At 61.8% G+C, this 22223-nt stretch carries 21 protein-coding genes and 2 tRNA genes; 4 read left to right on the top strand and 19 right to left on the bottom strand.

Going from position 1 to position 22223, the window contains the following annotated elements; all coding sequences use genetic code 11:
• Window positions 1-19: 19 nt before the first annotated feature.
• The 9 genes from rimP to rlmE form a co-directional block, all read right to left on the bottom strand.
• Entirely contained in the window at window positions 20-478 is a 459-nt protein-coding gene (gene rimP, locus ACVWZ5_RS16350; protein ID WP_036986186.1) for a ribosome maturation factor RimP, read from the bottom strand.
• A gap of 130 nt (window positions 479-608) precedes the next feature.
• A tRNA-Met gene (locus tag ACVWZ5_RS16345) sits at window positions 609-685 on the bottom strand.
• Window positions 686-783: 98 nt separating this feature from the next.
• Window positions 784-869 (bottom strand) — tRNA-Leu (locus tag ACVWZ5_RS16340).
• Window positions 870-890: 21 nt separating this feature from the next.
• Window positions 891-1283 carry a preprotein translocase subunit SecG gene (secG, locus tag ACVWZ5_RS16335; RefSeq protein ID WP_028691255.1) on the bottom strand — a complete coding sequence of 131 codons (393 nt, stop codon included), beginning with the start codon at window positions 1281-1283 and terminating at the stop codon, window positions 891-893.
• Window positions 1284-1287: 4 nt separating this feature from the next.
• Window positions 1288-2043, bottom strand: a complete 756-nt coding sequence (tpiA, locus tag ACVWZ5_RS16330; RefSeq protein WP_062572734.1) for a triose-phosphate isomerase — start codon at window positions 2041-2043, stop codon at window positions 1288-1290.
• Window positions 2044-2109: 66 nt separating this feature from the next.
• Window positions 2110-3450 (bottom strand): phosphoglucosamine mutase, encoded by a 1341-nt coding sequence (gene glmM, locus ACVWZ5_RS16325; RefSeq protein WP_084942453.1) that lies wholly within the window; start codon window positions 3448-3450, stop codon window positions 2110-2112.
• 16 nt (window positions 3451-3466) lie between these two features.
• Complete coding sequence (gene folP / locus ACVWZ5_RS16320) at window positions 3467-4318, bottom strand: dihydropteroate synthase (RefSeq protein ID WP_084942452.1); 852 nt, start codon at window positions 4316-4318, stop codon at window positions 3467-3469.
• Between the two features lie 8 nt (window positions 4319-4326).
• Entirely contained in the window at window positions 4327-6234 is a 1908-nt protein-coding gene (ftsH, locus tag ACVWZ5_RS16315; RefSeq protein WP_028691259.1) for an ATP-dependent zinc metalloprotease FtsH, read from the bottom strand.
• Window positions 6235-6437: 203 nt separating this feature from the next.
• Window positions 6438-7064, bottom strand: coding sequence for a 23S rRNA (uridine(2552)-2'-O)-methyltransferase RlmE (gene rlmE / locus ACVWZ5_RS16310; RefSeq protein ID WP_011532133.1), 627 nt, complete (start codon window positions 7062-7064; stop codon window positions 6438-6440).
• Window positions 7065-7166: 102 nt separating this feature from the next.
• Here rlmE and yhbY point away from each other — a divergent pair, with 102 nt between their 5' ends.
• Entirely contained in the window at window positions 7167-7475 is a 309-nt protein-coding gene (yhbY, locus tag ACVWZ5_RS16305) for a ribosome assembly RNA-binding protein YhbY (protein ID WP_054573641.1), read from the top strand.
• Between the two features lie 144 nt (window positions 7476-7619).
• Here yhbY and ACVWZ5_RS16300 read toward each other — a convergent pair whose 3' ends face one another.
• The 8 genes from ACVWZ5_RS16300 to grpE form a co-directional block, all read right to left on the bottom strand.
• Window positions 7620-8060 (bottom strand): hypothetical protein, encoded by a 441-nt coding sequence (locus tag ACVWZ5_RS16300; RefSeq protein ID WP_011532132.1) that lies wholly within the window; start codon window positions 8058-8060, stop codon window positions 7620-7622.
• Complete coding sequence (gene greA, locus ACVWZ5_RS16295) at window positions 8038-8520, bottom strand: transcription elongation factor GreA (RefSeq protein WP_011532131.1); 483 nt, start codon at window positions 8518-8520, stop codon at window positions 8038-8040. Before greA ends, ACVWZ5_RS16300 begins: the two co-directional genes overlap by 23 nt.
• Window positions 8517-11738, bottom strand: a complete 3222-nt coding sequence (carB, locus tag ACVWZ5_RS16290; protein WP_062572731.1) for a carbamoyl-phosphate synthase large subunit — start codon at window positions 11736-11738, stop codon at window positions 8517-8519. Before carB ends, greA begins: the two co-directional genes overlap by 4 nt.
• A 105-nt stretch (window positions 11739-11843) precedes the next feature.
• Window positions 11844-12980 carry a glutamine-hydrolyzing carbamoyl-phosphate synthase small subunit gene (gene carA / locus ACVWZ5_RS16285; RefSeq protein ID WP_023629348.1) on the bottom strand — a complete coding sequence of 379 codons (1137 nt, stop codon included), beginning with the start codon at window positions 12978-12980 and terminating at the stop codon, window positions 11844-11846.
• Between the two features lie 226 nt (window positions 12981-13206).
• On the bottom strand, window positions 13207-14013 hold the full coding sequence (gene dapB / locus ACVWZ5_RS16280; RefSeq protein ID WP_062572730.1) for a 4-hydroxy-tetrahydrodipicolinate reductase: 807 nt from the start codon (window positions 14011-14013) through the stop codon (window positions 13207-13209).
• Between the two features lie 13 nt (window positions 14014-14026).
• The gene (gene dnaJ, locus ACVWZ5_RS16275; RefSeq protein ID WP_028691264.1) at window positions 14027-15151 is read right to left on the bottom strand and encodes a molecular chaperone DnaJ; all 1125 of its coding nucleotides are present in this window, start codon (window positions 15149-15151) and stop codon (window positions 14027-14029) included.
• A gap of 211 nt (window positions 15152-15362) precedes the next feature.
• Window positions 15363-17288, bottom strand: coding sequence for a molecular chaperone DnaK (dnaK, locus tag ACVWZ5_RS16270; RefSeq protein ID WP_062572729.1), 1926 nt, complete (start codon window positions 17286-17288; stop codon window positions 15363-15365).
• A gap of 101 nt (window positions 17289-17389) precedes the next feature.
• On the bottom strand, window positions 17390-17944 hold the full coding sequence (gene grpE, locus ACVWZ5_RS16265; protein WP_028691266.1) for a nucleotide exchange factor GrpE: 555 nt from the start codon (window positions 17942-17944) through the stop codon (window positions 17390-17392).
• A gap of 182 nt (window positions 17945-18126) precedes the next feature.
• Between grpE and recN the strand changes: the two genes are divergently transcribed.
• Window positions 18127-19800, top strand: a complete 1674-nt coding sequence (gene recN / locus ACVWZ5_RS16260; RefSeq protein WP_062572728.1) for a DNA repair protein RecN — start codon at window positions 18127-18129, stop codon at window positions 19798-19800.
• Between the two features lie 224 nt (window positions 19801-20024).
• On the opposite strand, the gene fur is transcribed toward recN, so the two are convergent.
• On the bottom strand, window positions 20025-20429 hold the full coding sequence (gene fur / locus ACVWZ5_RS16255; protein WP_028691268.1) for a ferric iron uptake transcriptional regulator: 405 nt from the start codon (window positions 20427-20429) through the stop codon (window positions 20025-20027).
• A gap of 97 nt (window positions 20430-20526) precedes the next feature.
• On the opposite strand from fur, the gene bamE reads away from it, so the two are divergent.
• Window positions 20527-21045 (top strand): outer membrane protein assembly factor BamE, encoded by a 519-nt coding sequence (gene bamE, locus ACVWZ5_RS16250; RefSeq protein WP_062572727.1) that lies wholly within the window; start codon window positions 20527-20529, stop codon window positions 21043-21045.
• A gap of 85 nt (window positions 21046-21130) precedes the next feature.
• On the opposite strand, the gene ACVWZ5_RS16245 is transcribed toward bamE, so the two are convergent.
• The gene (locus ACVWZ5_RS16245) at window positions 21131-21565 is read right to left on the bottom strand and encodes a type II toxin-antitoxin system RatA family toxin (protein WP_028691270.1); all 435 of its coding nucleotides are present in this window, start codon (window positions 21563-21565) and stop codon (window positions 21131-21133) included.
• A gap of 161 nt (window positions 21566-21726) precedes the next feature.
• On the opposite strand from ACVWZ5_RS16245, the gene smpB reads away from it, so the two are divergent.
• Window positions 21727-22209: an SsrA-binding protein SmpB gene (smpB, locus tag ACVWZ5_RS16240; RefSeq protein ID WP_011532120.1), complete on the top strand. Its 483-nt coding sequence runs from the start codon at window positions 21727-21729 to the stop codon at window positions 22207-22209.
• The last annotated feature ends 14 nt before the right edge of the window (window positions 22210-22223 follow it).

Genomic DNA, 22223 nt, shown 5'->3' with positions numbered 1-22223 from the left:
TCGCCGGGTCCGGCACGTCTCAGTCAAAACTGGGAATAATATTGGCCTTGTCGATCGAGTCGATCGGCAACAGGAACTCGTGCTGGTCCACCTGGACCACCACATCCTGCTCCTCCACACCGCGGAGAAGGCCCTGGAAGTTACGACGGCCCTCGAAGGGCGTACGCAGCTTGATCTTCACCTGCTCGCCGGCATGCGCAGCAAACTGTTCCAGAGTGAACAGCGGGCGGTCCATGCCTGGAGAGGACACCTCGAGGGTATATTCAGAGCTGATCGGATCTTCCACATCGAGAATGGCGCTTGCCTGACGGCTGACGGCTTCGCAGTCGTCCACCAGGATCCCGTCTTCTTTGTCGATGTAGATACGCAGTACCGAATGCTTGCCTTGGGAGACGTATTCGATCCCCCAGCATTGGTAGCCCAGGCCCTCGACAACCGGGGCCAACAAGGCCTGCAACTGTTCTAGCTTGCTCGACACCTGAACCCCCTCGTGCATGCTGTGCAAATAAAAAATGGGCGAAGCGCCCATCCCTGAAAGCGCCGTTGGACAACGGCGCCGAAAACTGTTCGGCTAGCAAAAAGCCCCTGAAAAGGGGCTCTGCTGAAGCTGGTTGCGGGGGCTGGATTTGAACCAACGACCTTCGGGTTATGAGCCCGACGAGCTACCAAGCTGCTCCACCCCGCGACAAAGCTGGGGCGAAAGTATAAGACTGAACCCTTTGCCGGGTCAATCCGACCTCCACCTGCAAGAAAGCCCGCTAAAGCGGGCTCTCATGCTTCAATTGGTACCGAGAAGGGGACTCGAACCCCTACACCCTATGGGCACAACCACCTCAAGGTTGCGTGTCTACCAATTCCACCACCTCGGCAATACTACTTCTTGAAACCCGTTACTGCTGCTCTTTGGCTGGAGGAGGTACGTCACCAGAGTTGGTGGTTTCGCTCTTCTGCTGCTGGAGCACCGGTACATCATCATTGACTGCCGGCTTTGGCTCTTTGACTTCCAGCACTGCTGGATCTGGCAGACCAGCTTGAGTCAGCTGGTGAGCCTGCTGCTTGGCGAAGTATCCTAAACCAAGTGCAGTCAAAAAGAAAGTGGCAGCAAGTATAGCAGTAACTTTACTCAAAAAGGTAGCGGAACCTTGGCTTCCGAACACAGTATTTGAAGCACCTGCGCCGAAAGATGCACCTGCTTCCGCACCTTTACCCTGTTGCAGCAGCACCATTACAACCAGTGCCAACGCTGCCAACAGATGAAAAACAACTACGACTGTTTCCAGCATTTGTTCAGTTTCCTGCGGCGCGACAAATTGCACCGAATTCGTCTGCGTTCAGGGAAGCTCCACCAATGAGCCCCCCATCGATATCCGGCATGCCGAACAGTTCAGCCGCATTGGCCGCCTTCACGCTGCCGCCGTAGAGAAGCTGCACGTTTTCTGCAACTTCGGCGTCCTTCGCCGCCAACTGCTTGCGGATGGCTGCATGCACATCCTGGGCTTGCTGTGGCGAGGCCGTCAAACCAGTACCAATGGCCCAAACAGGCTCATAGGCAATAACTGCATTGGCGAAAGCCTTGATACCGAACACGTCGATAACACTGCTTAGTTGACGCCCTACAACTTCAAGCGTCTCACCTGCCTCGCGCTCTGCAAGAGTTTCCCCTATACAGAGCACTGGCGTCAAACCACTTTTCTGAGCGGCTGCAAACTTCTGATTCAGCACTTCATCGCTTTCACCAATAATCTGGCGACGCTCGGAATGCCCAATCAATACATATTTGCAACCGACTTCAGCCAACTGACTCGGTGCAACTTCGCCGGTCAGCGCGCCTTGCTCAGATTGTACCGCAGAATTCTGTGCGCCTACGTTGATTCCTTTTCCCTCCAAGCCATCAATCACTTGATTGATGAACAGGGATGGTGGAAACACCGCGACTTCCACTCCGCTCGGCAGGGACAATTTGCCCAAGCCCTGGGTCAGCTCTACGACGCTGGCGCGGGTACCGTGCATCTTCCAGTTACCAGCTACCATGGGGCGACGCATGCTTTACCTCGTCGGTCAAAGTGGGCGCAGATCTTACCCAACCCGATCTGCGCTGGCAAGCCTCTTTCAGGCACAAACTTCTTCGACCAGCTTGGCCAGGGCCTCGGCATGGCCACGTACCTGGCTTTCATCGTCGCCCTCGACCATCACCCGCACCAGCGGTTCGGTACCGGACTTGCGCAGCAGCACCCGCCCACGACCGGCCATGGCCTCGGTGGCCTTGGCACTGGCTTCCTTGACCAGGGGGTTTTCCAGCGGGTCGTTCTTGCCCGCCGCGAAGCGCACGTTGATCAGCACCTGCGGACACTTGCGCACGGCCTGTCGGGCCTGGGCAAGGTTTTCGCCACGGCGCTTGAGCGCCATCAGCACCTGCAGCGCGGCGATGATCGCATCACCGGTGGTGGTGTGGCTGCCACAGACGACATGACCGGAGTTTTCGCCACCCAGCAACCACTCGCGCTCGAGCAGTTCGGCCATGACGTAGCGGTCGCCCACCTTGGCCCGCACGAACGGGATATCCAGCTCCTTGAACGCCAGCTCCAGGCCCAGGTTGCTCATCAGGGTGCCGACCACGCCGCCTTGAAGCTTGCCGCGCTCCTGCATGTCGCGACCGATGATGAACAGCAGTTCGTCACCGTCGACGATGGCGCCGGTGTGATCGACCATCAGCACGCGGTCGCCGTCGCCATCGAAGGCGATGCCGATATCCGCATGACCAACCAGGACCGCCGCCTGCAGCGACTCGATATGGGTCGAACCGCAGTTCTCGTTGATGTTCAGGCCATCCGGGGCGGCGTGCAGCACGGTGACGTCAGCCCCCAGCTCACGGAACACGCTCGGCGCGACCTTGTAGGTGGCGCCATGGGCGCAGTCCACGACGATCTTCAAGCCTTCGAAGCTGGTGCTGCTGGGCACGCTGCTCTTGCAGAACTCGATGTAGCGTCCCGCCGCGTCGTTGATGCGCGAGACCTTGCCCAGCTTGCCGGACTCGACGACATTCATCGGCTGGTCGAGCAACTCCTCGATCATCAGTTCGACTTCGTCCGGCAACTTGGTGCCGGCACCGGAGAAGAACTTGATACCGTTGTCGTCATGGGGGTTGTGCGAAGCACTGATGACGATGCCGGCTTCGGCGTGAAAAGTGCGAGTCAGGTAGGCGATGGCCGGCGTCGGCATCGGGCCGAGCAGCATCACATCGGCACCGGCGGCGGACAGGCCCGCCTCGAGCGCGGATTCGAACATGTAGCCGGAGATCCGCGTATCCTTGCCCACCAGTACCCGGCAGTTGCCCTGCTTGCGGAAGGCCATGCCGGCGGCCCAGCCGAGTTTCAGCATGAAATCAGGGGTGATGGGGAATTGGCCGACGCGACCGCGGATACCATCGGTACCAAAGTATTTTCTGCTCATAGTGACTCCAATGTTCTTATTCGGCGCTCTGGACCGCGGCGATCATGCGCACGACATCGACGGTTTCGGCGACGTCATGTACCCGCAGGATGCTCGCGCCCTTGGTCATGGCCAGGGCGGCCAGGGCCAGACTGCCATAGAGCCGCTCACCGACCGGACGGCCCAGCGCGAGACCGATCATGCTCTTGCGCGAAACGCCCACCAGCAGCGGGCGCCCCAGGCGATAGAGCGCTTCCATGTGTTTGAAAAGGCTCAGGTTGTGCTCAAGGGTCTTGGCAAAGCCGAACCCTGGGTCGAGGATGATGCGCTCAGCCCCGATGCCGGCCGCCGCGCAGGCGGCCATACGCTGCTCAAGATAGCGCGTTACATCGGCTGTCACATCCTCGTACTGCGGATTGTCCTGCATGTTGCCCGGCTCGCCACGCATGTGCATCAAGCACACCGGCAGACCGGTATCGGCCGCCGCATCGAGCGCGCCGTCACGCTCCAGGGCGCGCACATCGTTGATCAGCCCTGCACCAAGGCGGGCCGTCTCGCGCATGACCGAGGGCGTCGAGGTATCGACCGAGATGATCACGTCGAGCCGACTGCTGATCACCTCGACAATTGGCGCCACGCGCTCCAGTTCCTCGATAGGCGAGACGGCGCGAGCCCCAGGACGGGTAGATTCGCCCCCCACGTCGATCAGGGTCGCACCGGCCGCTACCATTTCCTCGGCATGGCGCAAGGCCGCATCGCGCTGGCTGAAGCGCCCACCATCGGAGAACGAGTCTGGGGTGACATTGAGGATACCCATGACATGGGTACGGGACAAATCAAGAACCCGGTTGCCGCAAGGCAACCGGGTGGGGTACTGCGTCAAGCTCATAGATACCCTTAGTGTTGAGCCGCGGGACCGCCGATCGGCGACTCCGGACGATCGTCCTGGGAAGCCTGGTTGCCGGAGGTACCGGAATCATTGTCCCAGTCACGCGGCTCGCGCGGGGTACGGCCAGCCATGATGTCGTCGATCTGGTCGGCATCGATGGTTTCGTACTTCATCAAGGCCTCGGCCATGGCGTCGAGCTTGTCGCGGTTGTCGGTAAGGATCTGCTTGGCCGTGGCATAGCACTGATCGATGATGCTGCGCACCTCGGAGTCGATCATCTTGGCGGTTTCGCCCGAGACGCTGGCATGCTGGCTCGCCGCGCTGCGACCCAGGAACACCTCGCCCTCCTCTTCGGCGTACATCAGCGGGCCGAGTTTCTCGGACAAGCCCCACTTGGTGACCATGTTCCGGGCAATCTGGCTGGCGCGCATGATGTCGTTGGAGGCCCCGGTGGTAACACCGTCGAAACCAAGGGTCATCTCTTCGGCGATACGGCCACCGTACAGCGAGCAGATCTGGCTGATCAGCGCACGCTTGGACAGGCTGTAGCGGTCTTCTTCCGGCAGGAACATGGTCACGCCCAGCGCGCGACCACGAGGAATGATCGACACCTTGTAGACCGGGTCGTGCTCGGGAACGACGCGACCGACGATGGCGTGGCCCGCCTCGTGGTACGCGGTGTTCTGCTTCTCTTTCTCGGACATGACCATGGTCTTGCGCTCGGCGCCCATCATGATCTTGTCTTTGGCCAGTTCGAATTCCTTCATCTCGACCAGGCGCTTGCTGGCACGGGCGGCGAACAGCGACGCCTCGTTGACCAGGTTGGCCAGGTCGGCACCGGAGAAGCCCGGCGTACCACGGGCGATGACCGCCGCGTTGACGTTCTCGCCAACCGGGACCTTGCGCATATGCACCTTGAGGATCTGTTCACGACCGCGGATGTCCGGCAGGCCGACCACCACCTGGCGGTCGAAGCGACCGGGGCGCAGCAGCGCCGGGTCGAGCACGTCGGGACGGTTGGTGGCGGCAATGACGATGATGCCATCGTTCATCTCGAAGCCGTCCATCTCGACCAGCAACTGGTTCAGGGTCTGCTCGCGCTCATCGTGACCGCCCCCCATGCCGGCGCCACGATGACGACCGACGGCGTCGATCTCGTCGATGAAGATGATGCACGGCGCGTGCTTCTTGGCCTGTTCGAACATATCGCGAACACGGCTGGCGCCCACGCCGACGAACATCTCGACGAAGTCGGAACCGGAAATGGTGAAGAACGGCACCTTGGCTTCACCGGCAATGGCCTTGGCCAGCAGGGTTTTACCGGTACCCGGCGGGCCGACCATCAGCACGCCGCGAGGGATACGGCCACCCAGGCGCTGGAACTTGCCCGGATCGCGCAGGAATTCGACCAGTTCGCCAACCTCTTCCTTGGCCTCGTCACAGCCTGCGACGTCAGCCAGGGTGGTTTTCACCTGGTCTTCGGACAGCAGGCGCGCCTTGCTCTTGCCGAAGCTCATTGGCCCGCCCTTGCCACCGGCACCGCCCTGCATCTGGCGCATGAAGAACATGAACACGGCGATGATCACCAGGATCGGGAAGCTGGCAACCAGCAACTGGGTCCAGATGCTCTGCTGTTCAGGTTGCTTGCCTTCGACGGTGACGTGGTTGTCGACCAGGTCTCCGATCAAGCCGTTGTCGGTAATCGCCGGGCGTACGGTCTTGAAGTTGTCGCCGTCAGTGCGCTTGCCGGTAATGATATAGCCGTCGACGGTCACGCGCTCGACCTTGCCATCCTTGACCTGCTGGATGAAGTCGGAATAGTTGAGGGTCTGCGGCTCGTTAGGGCTGGAGAAGTTGTTCATCACCGTCACCAGGACGGCGGCGATGATCAACCACAGGATCAGATTCTTTGCCATGTCGTTCAATTCGCTACCCTCTGAGGCCGGCGCACGACGCAGCCGTGCCTCGCATGATATTCATCGCCCTAACTTACTACATTACCCACGCATCCGCAGGCACCGTCTGTAACCCTTTGTGAAAGCTAGACTACACGAAGTTCGGACGATCCAGTCGGGGCGACCGATTGGAAATAACTATCGGCAACCCCGCGACACGCCTTTCATGCGCCCTTGAAACCCTTGCCCAGCAGGTACTGTTCACGGGAACGGTCTCGCGAGGAGGACGGTTTGCGCATCTGCACCTTGTCGAACTTGCTACGCACGTCCTTGAGGTACATGTCGAAGCCTTCGCCCTGGAAGATCTTGATCAGGAAATCTCCGCCGGGCTTGAGCACGCGGGTCGCAAGATCCAGGGCCAGTTCGCAGAGGAACATGGCGCGCGGCATGTCCACCGCAGGCGTACCACTCATATTGGGGGCCATATCGGAAATCACAAGGTCCACGTGCGAATCGCCGACCGCCTGCAGGATCTGCTGCAACACTTCATCCTGGGTGAAGTCGCCTTGGATAAAGGTAACGTCGGGGATCGAGTCCATTTCCAGGATGTCCGAGGCGATCAGACGGCCCTGCCCGCCAATCAGACGACTGGTCACCTGCGACCAGCCACCGGGAGCCGCACCGAGGTCGATCACGCTCATGCCGGGACGGATCAGGCGGTCTTTCTCCTGGATCTCCAGCAGCTTGTAGCTCGCGCGCGAGCGGTAGCCATCCTTCTGCGCCTGCTTGACGAAAGGATCGTTGAAATGTTCACGCAGCCAGTTTGCGCTGCTTTTGGAACGTTGTACCACGGGGCACCTCGATGATATGCGTCGTGTTTGACTGGGCGGAGCCACAGGCCCTCGGGTAAAATGCCCGTCAATTTTACAGAATCAGACGAAAAGGGTCAGATTATGCCGCTCAATAACGAGCAGAAGAAGCAATACAAGTCCATTGGTCACGACCTGAAGCCGGTCCTGATCGTTGCTGGCAACGGCTTGAATGAAGGCGTGATCGCCGAACTGGAGCGCGCCCTGGTCGACCATGAGCTGATCAAGGTCGAGATTCGCTCGGAAGATCGCGAGGAACGCGCCAAGACCATCGCCGAACTGTGCAAGGCCGGCCGCGCCGAACTGGTGCAGACCATCGGCAAGAAAGCGCTGATCTACCGCAAGAACCCACAGCCGAACAAGCAGCTGTCCAACATCCACCGTTACAAGTAACGGTAGCAGGGCTGCTGCGCAGCCCATCGCGACACAAGGCCGCTCCCACAGGGATTGCACCGACCTACGGCGCAGCGCAATCCCTGTGGGAGCGGCCTTGTGTCGCGAAAGGGCCGCAAAGCGGCCCCAGCGATATTGAGTCGCTTACCGCCGCGCCCTGACCGGGACCGGCTGGGCCACCAGCACGATGCCGGAGAAGCCCAGCACCAGGAAGCAGAACATCTGCCAACGCTCGCCCACGGAGATCCCGTAGCGCAGCGTGTAGTAGCTGACGCAGGCGCCGAAGCCGAGCAGCAGCATCTGGCCGCGGAACTGCCGCCACCAGGCCGCCAGGCCATCCACCCTCGCCAGCACTGCCAACTGGGTCAACAACCCGAGCATAGCCACGCCAATCAACCAGCGGTCGATCTGCGCAGCCACGTCGTGCACCAGCAAAGGCGCCAGGCCACTGACCTTGAGCGCCGGCACCAGCCCCACGTGGAACACCCACAGGCCGCCGACCCAGAACACCTGGGCCAGCTGCCAGAGGATCCCCTCGAGGGATGGCGCCCGCAGGCGCCGGTCAGATGTGCTTGACTTCGACAATCTCGTACTCGACCGTGCCACTTGGCGTCTTGACGACGACAGTATCACCTTCTTCCTTGCCGATGATGGCGCGGGCGATCGGCGCACCGCTGGAGAGCTTGCCCTGCTTCACGTCGGCTTCGTCTTCGCCGACGATCTGGTAGGTCACCTCTTCATCGGTCTCGGTGTTCGCCAGCACCACGGTGGTGCCGAAAATCACCTTGCCGGTGTGGGCGATGGTGGTGACGTCGATCACCACCGAGTTCTGCAGACGGCCTTCGATATCGCGGATACGCGCCTCGACCATACCCTGCTCCTCGCGGGCGGCGTGGTATTCGGCGTTTTCCTTGAGATCGCCCAGCTCGCGAGCCTCGCCGATCGCCTGGCTCAGGCGTGGGCGCTCGGTCTTGCTCAGGAACAGATGCTCTTCCTCCAGGGCGCGAGCGCCCTGGACGGTCATCGGGTATTTGGTAATGCTCATGCTTTGAGTCCTGCATGCAGATCCTGCAGGCGACGAACGGTCTTTTCCGGACCGAATTTCAGCGCCTCGCAGATGGCTTCACCGGCCGCAATGGTGGTGGTGCAGTAGATCTTGTGCTGCAACGCATTGCGACGAATCGAGTAGGAGTCGGCGATCGACTGGCGACCTTCGGTGGTGTTGATGATCAACGACACTTCGTCGTTCTTGATCATGTCGACCACGTGCGGACGCCCCTCGGTCACCTTGTTCACGCGACGCACTTTAAGGCCGGCCGCTTCGATTACCTTGGCGGTGCCGGCAGTGGCGACCACTTCGAAGCCCAGGGCGATCAGGTCGCGGGCAACGCCAGCCACTTGCGGCTTGTCGTCGTCACGCACGCTGATGAACGCGGTACCGCCGGTCGGCAGCACTTCGCTCGCGCCCATCTGGGCCTTGGCGAAGGCTTCGCCGAAGCTGTCGCCGACACCCATGACTTCACCGGTCGATTTCATCTCAGGGCCGAGGATCGGGTCAACCCCCGGGAACTTGGCGAACGGGAAGACGGCTTCCTTGACGCTGTAGAAGTTCGGGATGATTTCCTGGGTGAAGCCCAGCTCTTTCAGGGTCTTGCCGGCCATGACGCGGGCCGCGATCATCGCCAGGGAGGTGCCGATGCACTTGGAGACGAACGGCACGGTACGCGAGGCGCGCGGGTTGACCTCGATCACGTAGATCTTGTCGCCCTGCAGGGCCAGCTGCACGTTCATCAGGCCGACCACGCCCAGCTCCAGGGCCATTTTCTTGACCTGGACGCGGACTTCGTCCTGCACTTGCTGGCTCAGCGAATAAGGCGGCAGCGAGCACGCCGAGTCGCCGGAGTGAACGCCGGCCTGCTCGATGTGCTGCATGATCGCGCCGATCACCACGTCGGTGCCGTCGCAGACCGCATCCACGTCCATCTCGATGGCGCAGTTGAGGAAGTGGTCGAGCAGCACCGGGCTGTCGTTGGAGACCTGTACCGCCTCACGCAGGTAGCGCTTGAGCTCGTCCAGTTCGTAGACGATCTCCATGGCGCGGCCGCCCAGTACGTAGGACGGGCGAACCACCAACGGGTAACCGATCTTGCCTGCGGCAGCGATGGCTTCGTCTTCGCTGCGAACGGTGGCGTTTGGCGGCTGCAGCAGGTTCAGGCGCTGAACCATCTGCTGGAAGCGCTCGCGGTCTTCGGCGCGGTCGATGGCGTCAGGGCTGGTACCGATGATCGGTACGCCGGCTTCTTCCAGGGCACGCGCCAGCTTCAGCGGGGTCTGGCCGCCGTAGTGGACGATCACGCCCTTCGGCTTCTCGACGCGGCAGACTTCCAGCACGTCTTCCAGGGTCAGCGGCTCGAAGTACAGGCGGTCGGAGGTGTCGTAGTCGGTGGAGACGGTCTCAGGGTTGCAGTTGACCATGATGGTCTCGTAACCGTCTTCACGCAGGGCCAGCGCGGCGTGCACGCAGCAGTAGTCGAACTCGATGCCCTGGCCGATACGGTTCGGGCCGCCACCCAGGATCATGATCTTGTCACGGGTCGACGGATTGGCCTCGCACTCTTGCTCGTAGGTCGAGTACAGGTAGGCGGTATCGGTGGCGAACTCGGCGGCGCAGGTGTCGACGCGCTTGTAGACCGGGAACACTTCCAGCTTGTGGCGGTGACGGCGCAGGTTCTTGTCGGTGATGCCGAGCAGCTTGGCCAGGCGCTGGTCCGAGAAGCCCTTGCGCTTGAGGCGCAGCATGTAGTCCTTGTCGATCGACGACAGGGCCAGGGTCTTGACCTTCTCTTCTTCCTTGATCAGGTCTTCCATCTGCACCAGGAACCACAGGTCGATGCCGGTCAGGGCAAAGATTTCCTCGATGGTCATGCCCGAACGCATGGCGTCGGCGACGTACCAGATACGCTCGGCGCCCGGCACGGTCAGTTCGCGCTTGAGGATGCTGGCCGCTTCCGGGCTGGCCAGGTCGACTTTCGGGTCGAGACCGCAGGCGCCGACTTCCAGGCCACGCAGGGCTTTCTGCAGGGACTCCTGGAAGGTGCGGCCGATGGCCATGACTTCACCCACGGATTTCATCTGGGTGGTCAGGCGGGCGTCGGCTTTCGGGAATTTCTCGAAGGCAAAACGCGGCAGCTTGGTGACGACGTAGTCGATCGACGGCTCGAAGGACGCCGGGGTGCGGCCACCGGTGATGTCGTTCTGCAGTTCGTCCAGGGTGTAGCCGATGGCCAGCTTGGCGGCGATCTTGGCGATCGGGAAGCCGGTGGCCTTGGAGGCCAGGGCCGAGGAACGGGAAACCCGCGGGTTCATCTCGATCACGACCATGCGACCAGTGTTCGGGCAGATACCGAACTGCACGTTGGAACCGCCGGTCTCGACACCGATTTCACGCAGCACCGCCAACGAGGCGTTGCGCATGATCTGGTATTCCTTGTCGGTCAGGGTCTGTGCCGGAGCAACGGTGATCGAGTCACCGGTGTGCACGCCCATCGGGTCGAAGTTCTCGATCGAGCAGACGATGATGCAGTTGTCCTTCTTGTCGCGGACCACCTCCATCTCGTACTCCTTCCAGCCGATCAGCGATTCGTCGATCAGCAGCTCCTTGGTCGGCGACAGGTCCAGACCACGGGTGCAGATTTCTTCGAACTCTTCACGGTTGTAGGCGATACCACCGCCCGTGCCGCCCATGGTGAACGACGGGCGGATGATGCATGGGAAGCCGAGTTTCTCGAGGACCGCGTTGGCCTCTTCCATGCTGTGGGCGATACCGGAGCGCGGGCACTCCAGGCCGATGTCCTTCATCGCCTTGTCGAAGCGCGAACGATCTTCAGCCTTGTCGATGGTGTCGGCGTTGGCACCGATCATCTCGACGCCGAACTTCTCCAGGACGCCGTGACGCTCCAGGTCCAGGGCGCAGTTCAGCGCGGTCTGGCCACCCATGGTCGGCAGCACCGCGTCCGGGCGCTCTTTCTCGATGATCTTGGCCACCGACTGCCACTTGATCGGCTCGATGTAGGTGGCGTCGGCCATGGCCGGGTCGGTCATGATGGTGGCCGGGTTGGAGTTCACCAGGATGACGCGGAAACCTTCCTCGCGCAGGGCTTTACAGGCCTGGGCGCCGGAGTAGTCGAATTCGCAGGCCTGGCCGATCACGATCGGGCCAGCGCCGAGAATCAGGATGCTTTTGATGTCTGTACGTTTTGGCATGGTTGTCACTCAAATCCGGGGTCAGTCGGCAAGCCGCTTTGAACAATCTGGGTCAGGCACTGCCGGGCGCGGCGCGAGCCGGCCCGGGGCCTTGAAGCAGGATGCTCAGCGGCGCTTGGCCATGGCATCGGTGAAACGATCGAACAGTGGCGCGACGTCGGTCGGGCCTGGGCTCGCTTCAGGGTGGCCCTGGAAGCTGAACGCGCTCTTGTCGGTGCGCTCGATACCCTGCAGGGTACCGTCGAACAGCGACTTGTGAATGGCGCGTACGTTAGCCGGCAAGGTGGCTTCGTCGACGGCAAAGCCGTGGTTCTGGCTGGTGATCATGACCACGCCGGTGTCCAGATCCTGGACCGGGTGGTTGGCACCGTGGTGGCCATGGCCCATCTTCACGGTCTTGGCGCCGGAGGCCAAGGCCAGCAGTTGGTGGCCGAGGCAGATGCCGAAGACCGGAATCTCGGTCTCGAGGATTTCCTTGATCGCCTGGATGGCGTAGTCGCATGGCTCCGGATCACCAGGGCCGTTGGACAGGAACACACCATCGGGGTTGAGCGCGAGCACTTCGCTGGCAGGGGTCTGGGCAGGCACCACGGTCACGCGGCAACCACGCGCGACCAGCATGCGCAGGATGTTCAACTTGACGCCGTAGTCGAAGGCAACCACGTGGTACGGCAGGTCGGCAGCGTCGATGGTCGGGTGGCTGTCGGTCTTCAGTTCCCAGACGCTGGAACGCCACTCGTAGCGCTCCTTGGTGGAAACGACCTTGGCCAGGTCCATGCCCTTCAGGCCCGGGAAGGCACGGGCAGCGGCGATGGCCTGCTCTTCGGTGATGTTGTCACCGGCGAGGATGCAACCGTTCTGGGCGCCTTTTTCACGCAGGATACGGGTCAGGCGACGGGTATCGATACCGGCGATGGCGACAACATTGTTGGCCTTGAGGTACTCGGGCAGCGACTGGGTATTGCGCCAGTTGCTGGCCAGCAGCGGCAGGTCGCGGATAACCAGGCCGGCGGACCAGACGCGGTTGGATTCGGCGTCTTCCGGAGTGGTGCCGGTATTGCCGATGTGCGGGTAGGTCAGGGTGACGATTTGCTGCGAGTAGGAAGGGTCTGTAAGGATTTCCTGGTAGCCGGTCATAGCGGTGTTGAATACCACCTCGCCAACGGTCTGACCGTCGGCACCAATGGCTTCACCGCGAAAAATACTGCCGTCGGCAAGGGCGAGTATGGCTGGCTTTGTCAAGAAGACCTCCCGTAAATCAAGCATGAAAGGGCGATCGCAGGTTGCAAAAAAGCGGAGTGACGTATGGACACGTCACCCCGCTTTTAAGTGCTGAATTCAATTCGCTGCGCGCTTTTAGTGGACACACTAAAGCTGTAGCTTACAGAAAAGTGCGTTTTGGGTCTACCGTAGATGTGTCTCTAAACCACACTAATGCGACAAGGGGCTGCCAGGCAGCCCCGCGACATCAACGCAGCTCAAGCACGTCCTGCATGTCGTACAGGCCAGGCTCACGCCCCTCCAGCCACAGCGCAGCGCGCACGGCGCCTTTGGCGAACGTCATGCGGCTGGAGGCCTTGTGGGTGATCTCCAGGCGCTCGCCGTCGGCGGCGAACAGCACGGTGTGGTCACCGACCACATCACCGGCACGCACAGTAGCGAAACCGATGGTCTTGCGATCACGGGCGCCAGTCTGGCCTTCACGACCATACACCGCCACTTCCTGCAAGTCGCGCCCCAACGCATTGGCAACCACTTCACCCATGCGCAGAGCGGTCCCCGACGGCGCGTCGACCTTGTGCCGGTGATGAGCCTCGATGATCTCGATATCCACATCATCGCCCAGCACCCGGGCCGCCATGTCCAGCAGCTTGAGGCTGAGGTTCACGCCCACGCTGAAGTTCGCGGCGAAGACGATCGGGATCTCCTTGCCCGCCTCCGCCAGCAGCCCTTTCTCTTCCGGTGTGAAACCGGTGGTGCCGATGACCATGGCCTTGCCCGCCTTGCGGCAGAACGCCAGGTTCTTCAGGGTCACCGAAGGATGCGTGAAATCGATCAGCACATCGAACTCGTCGGCGACCTTGGCCAGGTCATCGCAGATCGGCACGCCGATACGCCCCAGGGCCGCCAGTTCACCGGCATCGGCCCCGACCAGCGAGCTGTCCGGGCGGTCGATCGCCGCTGTCAGCCCGGCCTGGGGCGCCTGCTGCTGCACAGCCTCGACGAGGGTCTTGCCCATCCGCCCCGCCGCACCCATTACCGCAATACGTCGCATAGCCTGTTCCTTCTCAGAGATCGCCGAAGAAGCGCTTCACACCCTCGAACCAGCCGCTGGCCTTGGGCGAATGGGAGCTGTCGCCTTCCAGCGAATCGCGCAGCTCTTCGAGCAGCTCGCGCTGGCGACGACTGAGGTTGACCGGCGTTTCCACCGCCACCCGGCACAGCAGGTCGCCTGCCGCGCCACCGCGCACCGGCGCCACGCCCTTGCCGCGCAAGCGGAACTGCTTGCCGGTCTGGGTGCCTTCGGGGATCTTCAGCTTCACGCGACCATCGAGGGTCGGCACTTCCAGCTCGCCACCCAGGGCGGCATCGGTATAGCTGATCGGCACTTCGCAGTAGAGGTGCTTGCCGTCGCGTTGGAAGATCGGGTGCTCGCGCACATTGACGACCACATACAGGTCACCGGTAGGACCACCATGGGCGCCCGCCTCGCCTTCGCCGGACAGGCGAATGCGATCACCGGTATCGACACCGGCCGGCACCTTGACCGACAGCGTCTTGTATTCCTCGACACGACCTTCGCCGTGGCACGAACCGCAAGGATCGGTGATGATCTTGCCCTGGCCATGGCAACGCGGACAGGTCTGCTGCACGGCGAAGAAGCCCTGCTGCATGCGCACCTGGCCGATGCCGCCGCAGGTCGGGCAGGTCGACGGTGTCGAACCCTTCTTGGCGCCGGAGCCGTCGCACGGCTTGCAGTTGACCAGCGTGGGCACACGAATGTTGACCGTGGTGCCGCGCACCGCCTCTTCAAGATTGAGCTCGAGGGTATAGCGCAGGTCGCTGCCGCGCTGGGCACCGCCACGACCGCCACCGCGGCCGCCGCCGAAGAAGTCGCTGAAGACGTCGCCGAAGATGTCGGAGAAGTTGGCGCCGCCGAAACCGGCACCGCCACCCCCCATGCTCGGGTCGACGCCGGCGTGGCCATACTGGTCGTATGCCGCGCGCTTGCTGGCATCGGACAGCACTTCGTAGGCCTCGTTGGCCTCCTTGAACAGGTCTTCCGACTCCTTGTCGCCCGGATTGCGATCCGGGTGGTACTTCATCGCCAGACGGCGGTAGGCCTTCTTGAGATCACCTTCACTGGCGCCACGCTCGACACCCAGGACCTCATAAAAATCACGCTTTGCCATAGGTCATTTGCACTCTTGGGGGCGTTCGGCATACCTCGGCGCATCGTGCGCCATGCCACCAGCACCTGCCGTCATGGGCGAATGCGCCGCGACAGATGCCGTAAATAATTCTCGTGTTCCAGACACGCCAACGCGGGAGCAAGCTCCCGCGCGGCGACATCCTACCAGTTCACCAGCAAACGACGGTGAACCGGCCGACAACATGCAGGAATTACTGCTTGTTGTTGTCTTTCACTTCTTCGAACTCGGCGTCAACCACGTCGTCGTGCTTGGCTTCCGGCTCGGCCTGCTGGGCGCCGCCCTGCGGTTGCTCGGCCTGTTGCTCGGCGTACATCTTCTGGGCAACAGGCGCCGAAACCTTGGACAGCTCCTCGACCTTGGCGTCGATGGCGGCCTTGTCGTCGCCTTTGACGGCGGCTTCCAGGGCGACCAAGGCGGCCTCGATGGCAGTCTTCTCTTCAGCGGTGACCTTGTCACCGGCTTCAGCGACCATCTTGCGAGTCGAGTGAACCAGCGCGTCACCCTGGTTACGGGCGGCGGCCAGTTCTTCGAACTTGCGGTCTTCCTCGGCGTTGGCCTCGGCGTCACGCACCATTTTCTCGATTTCTTCGTCGGACAGGCCGGAGTTGGCCTTGATCACGATCGACTGCGCCTTGCCGGTGGCCTTGTCCTTCGCGCCGACGTGCAGGATGCCGTTGGCGTCGATATCGAAGGTCACTTCGATCTGCGGCACGCCGCGCGGAGCCGGCGGAATGTCGGCCAGGTCGAACTTGCCCAGCGACTTGTTCTGCGAAGCTTGCTTGCGCTCACCCTGCAGCACGTGGATGGTCACGGCGCCCTGGTTGTCATCGGCGGTCGAGAATACCTGCGACTTCTTGGTCGGAATGGTGGTGTTCTTCTCGATCAACGCGGTCATCACGCCGCCCATGGTTTCGATACCCAGGGTCAGCGGGCTGACGTCCAGCAGCAGCACGTCCTTGACGTCACCAGCCAGAACAGCGCCCTGGATGGCGGCACCCATGGCAACGGCTTCGTCCGGGTTGACGTCCTTGCGCGCTTCTTTACCGAAGAAGTCGGCAACGGCTTTCTGCACCATCGGCATACGGGTCTGGCCACCGACCAGGATCACGTCGTCGATCTTGCTGGCGTCGATACCGGCGTCCTTCAGGGCGATGCGGCATGGCTCGATGGTACGGTTGACCAGGTCTTCGACCAGCGACTCCAGCTTGGAGCGGGAGATCTTCACATTCAAGTGCTTCGGCCCGGTCGCATCTGCGGTGATGTACGGCAGGTTGACATCGGTCTGCTGGCTCGACGACAGCTCGATCTTGGCCTTTTCAGCGGCTTCTTTCAGGCGCTGCAGGGCCAGGGGATCGTTCTTCAGATCCATGCCGGACTCTTTCTTGAACTCGTCGACGAGGTAGTCGATCAGGCGCATGTCGAAGTCTTCGCCACCCAGGAAGGTGTCGCCGTTGGTGGCCAGTACTTCGAACTGGTGCTCACCGTCGACTTCGGCGATTTCGATGACCGAAACGTCGAAGGTACCACCACCGAGGTCATAAACGATGACGGTGTGGTCGCCCTTGGCCTTGTCCATGCCGTACGCCAGCGCAGCGGCGGTCGGTTCGTTGATGATGCGTTTTACGTCCAGACCGGCGATGCGACCGGCATCCTTGGTGGCCTGACGCTGGCTGTCGTTGAAGTAGGCCGGCACGGTGATGACCGCTTCGGTGACCGGCTCGCCGAGGTAATCTTCGGCAGTCTTCTTCATCTTCTTCAGGACTTCGGCGCTGATCTGCGGCGGAGCCATTTCCTTGCCGGAGGCCTCGACCCAGGCGTCACCGTTGCTGGCCTTGACGATCTTGTAAGGCACCAGCTTGATGTCTTTCTGCACGACATCTTCTTCGAAACGGCGGCCGATCAGGCGCTTCACCGCGAACAGGGTGTTGTGCGGGTTGGTGACCGCCTGGCGCTTGGCCGACTGGCCGACCAGGATTTCGCCGTCGTTTGCGTAGGCGATGATCGAAGGCGTGGTACGCGCGCCTTCGGCGTTCTCGATGACCTTGGCGGTGCCGTTTTCCAGCACGGAGACGCAGGAGTTGGTGGTCCCCAGGTCGATACCGATGATTTTACCCATGTTGATTCTCCCGAAACTTGAATTTGATAGCAGCGACTGCCTTGGCCCACTGCACTAATACTTGAAGGCTTGACACCTAGATGGGGGTGCCCGGAAAGATTTCAAGCCTTTTCATTGATCGAAGGCTGCGCAGCGCTCGGCGCCTTGCTGACCACCACCATGGCGGGGCGCAGCAGGCGGCCGTTGAGCAGGTAGCCTTTCTGGAACACGTTCAGCACGCTGTTCGGCTCGACCTCGGCGCTTTCCTGCATGGCCATCGCCTGGTGGTGCTCGGCGTTGAATGGCTGGCCGTGCGGATCGATGGCCTCGAGGTTGTAGCGCTTGAGGGTGTCCTGGAACATCTTCAGGGTCAGCTCGATGCCTTCGCGCATCGGCTTGATGGTCTCGTCGTCGGCGTTGGACAGTTCCAGGCCACGCTCCAGGCTGTCGATGATCGGCAGCAGGTCGCCGGCGAACTTCTCCAGGGCGAACTTATGGGCCTTCTCGACATCCTGCTCGGCACGGCGGCGGATGTTCTGCAGGTCGGCGGCGGCGCGCAGGGACTGGTCCTTGGCGGCGGCCAGCTGCTCCTCGAGCTCCAGGACGCGGGCATCGGCATTCGCGGCGCCTGCTTCTTCGGAATTCAGGTTCTTCTCATCCAGCTGTTCGTCAGCCATTGGGTTTCTCCTCCACGATTTCTGTCGTGCGAGCCAGGCTCGCCATGTCTTGCCGGCTATATGGGGTCGGAAAAACCAGGTTCAAGGGGGAAGGTGCTTTTCCACATTCGTCGACCGGCTATTGGCAGACCCGCGAAAAGCACTGTATAAATATCCAGACACGACCTTCCGGGAGCCGCCCCATGCTGGTGCACCTGTCCATTCACAACTACGCCATCGTCGAACACCTCGACCTCGAAATCGCCCGCGGCATGTCCGTCATCACCGGCGAGACCGGGGCTGGCAAGTCGATCATGCTCGACGCCCTCGGCCTGGCCCTGGGCGACCGCGCCGACAGCGGCGTGGTGCGCCCGGGCACCGACAAGGCAGACATCCTCGCCACCTTCGACCTGGTCGACATCCCCGAGGCCCACGCCTGGCTCGCCGAACGCGACCTGGAAAGCGACGGGCCGTGCATCCTGCGCCGGGTGATTACCGCCGAGGGCCGCAGCCGAGGCTACATCAACGGCACCCCCTGCCCACTGGGCGACCTCAAGGCCCTGGGCGAACTGCTGATCGACATCCACAGCCAGCATGAACACCAGTCACTGCTGAAGACCGACACCCACCGCCGACTGGTTGACGAGTACGCCGGCGCCAGCGACCTGGCCCGCCAGGTCCAACTGGCCGCCAAGCGCTGGAACCAGACACGCCAGGAGCTGGAGCGCCTGAGCAATTCCGGAGACGAGCAACGGGCGCGCCATCAACTGCTCAGCTACCAGCTGGAAGAACTGGACAACCTCGGCCTTGGCGAAAACGAGCTGGAACAGCTGGAACAGGAACACAAGAACCTGACCAACGCCGAGGCGCTGTTCGGCATCTGCCGCCAGGTCATCGAGCAGTGCAGCGAAAGCGACTCGGGCAACGTGCTGAGCGCCCTGACCGTCAGCCTCAACCGGCTCACCGCAGTCGTCAACGGCCCAAAGGCGCTGGACGAGGCGGTCAACCTGATCGCCAGCGCGCAGATCCAGGTAGAGGAGGCCGTTGGCGAACTCAACCGCTTCCTCGACAACTTCGACGCCGACCCTATGCGCCTTCAGGCCCTGGAAGAGCGCCTGGACACCATCTATACCCTCGCCCGCAAACACCGTGTACACCCCACCGAGCTGCCGCACCTGCAACAGCGCCTGATGGAGGAGCTCGAAGGACTTAACGCCAGCGATGAGTCGATTGAGCGCCTGGGCGAGGAGCTGGCCGCGTATGCCCAGCACTATAAAGAGAAGGCCAGCGAGCTGAGCGCGCTGCGCCAGCAGGCCGCCAAGCAACTGGCCACCGCCGTCGAGCAGGAAATCCAGCGCCTGGGCATGCCCGGCGGGCGCTTCTGCATCGAACTTACGCCCTTCGACAACGGCGACCTTTCGCCCCATGGCCTGGAGCAGATCGAACTGCTGGTCAGCGCCAACCCCGGCCAGCCACTCAAGGGCCTGGCCAAGGTCGCCTCGGGCGGCGAGCTGTCGCGTATCAGCCTGGCGATCCAGGTGATCACCGCGCAGACCTCGCGCATTCCGACCCTGGTGTTCGACGAAGTGGACGTGGGGATCGGTGGCCCGACGGCAGAGATCGTCGGCCAACTGCTTCGCCGCCTAGGCGAGCGCGGCCAGGTCCTGACCGTGACCCACCTGCCCCAGGTGGCAGCGCAGGGCCATCACCACCTGTTCGTGCACAAGGTGCGCAACAGCGACACCACGCACACCGCCGTGGCCAGCCTGGGCAAGCGCGAGCGGGTCGAGGAAGTGGCGCGGATGCTGGGCGGGATCGACCTGACCAAAGAATCGCTGGCCCATGCGCGCAAGATGGTAGTGAGCAGCAAGGCCTGAGCCTGCGCGGTCCCTGTAGCAGCGGCCTTGTGTCGCGAAAGGGGCGCGCAGCTGCCCCAGGATCTCTGCATGACTCAGAATTGCAGGGGCTGCTATGCAGCCCTTTCCGGCCGGTCCGACGCCTCGGCAAGGCCGCTCCTACAGAGATCGCGCAAGACTTGAAACACCACAAAGCACAAAGGCGACCCGAAGGTCGCCTTTGCCATCAATAACGATCTAAATCGTTACTTCTTTTTACGCACATACAGAACCAGATTGTGGTCCACCAGCTCGAAGCCATGCTCGGCAACGATCTCTTTCTGGCGTTTCTCGATTTCGGCATCGAAGAATTCAATGACTTCACCGCTGTCCACGTTGACCATGTGATCGTGGTGCTTGCCATCCGCCAGCTCGAACACCGCGTGGCCGCCATCAAAGTTGTGGCGCTCCACCAGGCCCGCCGCTTCGAATTGGGTCAGTACGCGGTACACGGTCGCCAGACCGACATCCTCGCCAGCTTCCATCAGCGCCTTGTAGACATCCTCGGCACTCATGTGACGCTGCTCGGCGGAGTCGAGCATCTGAAGAATCTTGACTCGAGGCAGGGTAACCTTGAGGCCCGCTTTGCGCAATTCGCTATTTTCAACCATGGTCAGCTTTCTCGCCGATGCTGCTTCGCAGCTTCTCTTAATACGGGTATGATCGGGGTTTACGTTGTCCAGCCAAGATAGTGGAAGTCGCCCACCGATGCAAAACACCAAGCTCTTGCTAACCAGCCTCACCCTAGTGGGACTGCTCGCACTCGCCGGTTGCTCGTTTCCCGGGGTTTACAAAATCGACATCCAGCAGGGCAATGTCGTCACGCAAGACATGATAGACCAATTGCGTCCGGGAATGACCCGCCGGCAAGTAAGGTTTATCATGGGCAACCCGCTGCTGCAGGACACTTTCCACACCAACCGCTGGGACTACCTGTACAGCCTGCAGCCCGGCGGCGGCCAGCGCCAGCAAGAGCGCATGAGCATCTTCTTCAACGAGAGCGACCAACTGGTCAGCCTCTCCGGCGACTTCATGCCGGGCGTCAGCCGCGACCAGGAAATCCTCGGCGGCAGCGGCGACACCACGGTCAGCCCGGACAAGCAGCCCAGCCAATCCGAAAAGCCGGCCAAGCCAGGCTCGCTGGAAGACACACTGCAGAAAGAAATCGACAACATCGAGACCACCCCGGTCCCGACGCCAGCACCGCTGGAAACCTCGCCGCAGTAAATGCGCCGACACTAAAAAGCCCGGATCCAGTCCGGGCTTTTTATTGCGCTGTCAAAAAGCCTGCGGATCAGACCACGAGCCCTGATCAGCCATTGATCTGCTTGGCACGCTGGCAAAACGCATCGACCATGGTATTGGCCGCCTGGTTGAACAATGGCCCCAGGGTCGCCCGCACCAGGGCGCCGGCATAATCGAACGACAGGTCGAGGCTGATCTTGCAGGCCTTCTCGCCCAGCGGTTTGAACACCCACAAACCGTGCAGCTGGGTGAACGGCCCATCTTCCAGGTTCATTTCGATCGACTGGCCCGGCACCAGCACATTGCGCGTGGTGAACTGCTGGCTCATACCGCCCTTGGCCACTTCCAGCCTGGCCCGCATGTGCGTGTCGCTGGCCTCGAGCACTGTGGAAGCCGAGCACCAGGGCAGGAACTCCGGGTAGCTGGCCACATCATTGACCAGGTCGTAGAGCGCCTGGGCAGGGAACGGCAGCAGGGCGGAGCGTTGAATATGGGTAGTCATCCAGGCGTCACTTCCAATCTGGGCGGCGGCGCGTCACAGCGCCTCGAATACGGTTCTGTGTGGCAGAACGAGGCCTGTATTGTCCGGGATTCACACAACTGGCTCAAGCGCACCTAAACCCCATAGCCGAGGACGCGGACTCTCCCTATAATGCCGCCCCTATGGCTAAGCAAAAGAAACATCCGACCGGGACCATCGCGCAGAACAAGAAGGCGCGACACGATTACTTCATCGAACACAAGTTCGAGGCCGGGCTGGTCCTGTCCGGCTGGGAAGTAAAGAGCCTGCGGGCCGGCAAGGCGCACCTGACCGACAGCTACGTGCTGCTCAAGGATGGCGAAGCCTGGCTGTTCGGCAGCCACATCACCCCGCTGACAACCGCCAGCACCCACGTCATCGCCGACCCGATCCGCACCCGCAAGTTGCTGCTGAACAAGCGCGAGCTGGAGCGCCTGGAAGCGGCCGTGGCGCAGAAGGGCTACACCTGCGTGGCGATGTCGCTGTACTGGAGCAAGCACCTGATCAAGTGCGAAATCGCGCTCGGCAAGGGCAAGAAGGAGTTCGACAAGCGCGACACCGTGCGCGAACGCGACTCCAACCGCGAGCTGCAACGCACGATGCGCAACAAGGGCAAGGAAGAATAATTCCTGCCCTGCTC

This window comes from Pseudomonas sp. TE6283, from assembly GCF_054060555.1.
Note: the sequence above shows the minus strand (reverse complement) of the source record. Positions and strands in the feature narration are given on the sequence as shown.

Bases quoted from the DNA above. Each gene is read 5' to 3' on its own strand.
- bamE (WP_062572727.1), top strand. From the start codon at position 20,527: ATGCAAAACACCAAGCTCTTGCTAACCAGCCTCACCCTAGTGGGACTG.
- ftsH (WP_028691259.1), bottom strand. From the start codon at position 6,234: ATGGCAAAGAATCTGATCCTGTGGTTGATCATCGCCGCCGTCCTGGTG.
- smpB (WP_011532120.1), top strand. From the start codon at position 21,727: ATGGCTAAGCAAAAGAAACATCCGACCGGGACCATCGCGCAGAACAAG.
- grpE (WP_028691266.1), bottom strand. From the start codon at position 17,944: ATGGCTGACGAACAGCTGGATGAGAAGAACCTGAATTCCGAAGAAGCA.
- tpiA (WP_062572734.1), bottom strand. From the start codon at position 2,043: ATGCGTCGCCCCATGGTAGCTGGTAACTGGAAGATGCACGGTACCCGC.
- carB (WP_062572731.1), bottom strand. From the start codon at position 11,738: ATGCCAAAACGTACAGACATCAAAAGCATCCTGATTCTCGGCGCTGGC.
- dnaK (WP_062572729.1), bottom strand. From the start codon at position 17,288: ATGGGTAAAATCATCGGTATCGACCTGGGGACCACCAACTCCTGCGTC.
- dapB (WP_062572730.1), bottom strand. From the start codon at position 14,013: ATGCGACGTATTGCGGTAATGGGTGCGGCGGGGCGGATGGGCAAGACC.
- folP (WP_084942452.1), bottom strand. From the start codon at position 4,318: ATGAGCTTGACGCAGTACCCCACCCGGTTGCCTTGCGGCAACCGGGTT.
- greA (WP_011532131.1), bottom strand. From the start codon at position 8,520: ATGAGCATTACCAAATACCCGATGACCGTCCAGGGCGCTCGCGCCCTG.
- secG (WP_028691255.1), bottom strand. From the start codon at position 1,283: ATGCTGGAAACAGTCGTAGTTGTTTTTCATCTGTTGGCAGCGTTGGCA.
- ACVWZ5_RS16245 (WP_028691270.1), bottom strand. From the start codon at position 21,565: ATGACTACCCATATTCAACGCTCCGCCCTGCTGCCGTTCCCTGCCCAG.
- recN (WP_062572728.1), top strand. From the start codon at position 18,127: ATGCTGGTGCACCTGTCCATTCACAACTACGCCATCGTCGAACACCTC.
- fur (WP_028691268.1), bottom strand. From the start codon at position 20,429: ATGGTTGAAAATAGCGAATTGCGCAAAGCGGGCCTCAAGGTTACCCTG.
- yhbY (WP_054573641.1), top strand. From the start codon at position 7,167: ATGCCGCTCAATAACGAGCAGAAGAAGCAATACAAGTCCATTGGTCAC.
- dnaJ (WP_028691264.1), bottom strand. From the start codon at position 15,151: ATGGCAAAGCGTGATTTTTATGAGGTCCTGGGTGTCGAGCGTGGCGCC.
- glmM (WP_084942453.1), bottom strand. From the start codon at position 3,450: ATGAGCAGAAAATACTTTGGTACCGATGGTATCCGCGGTCGCGTCGGC.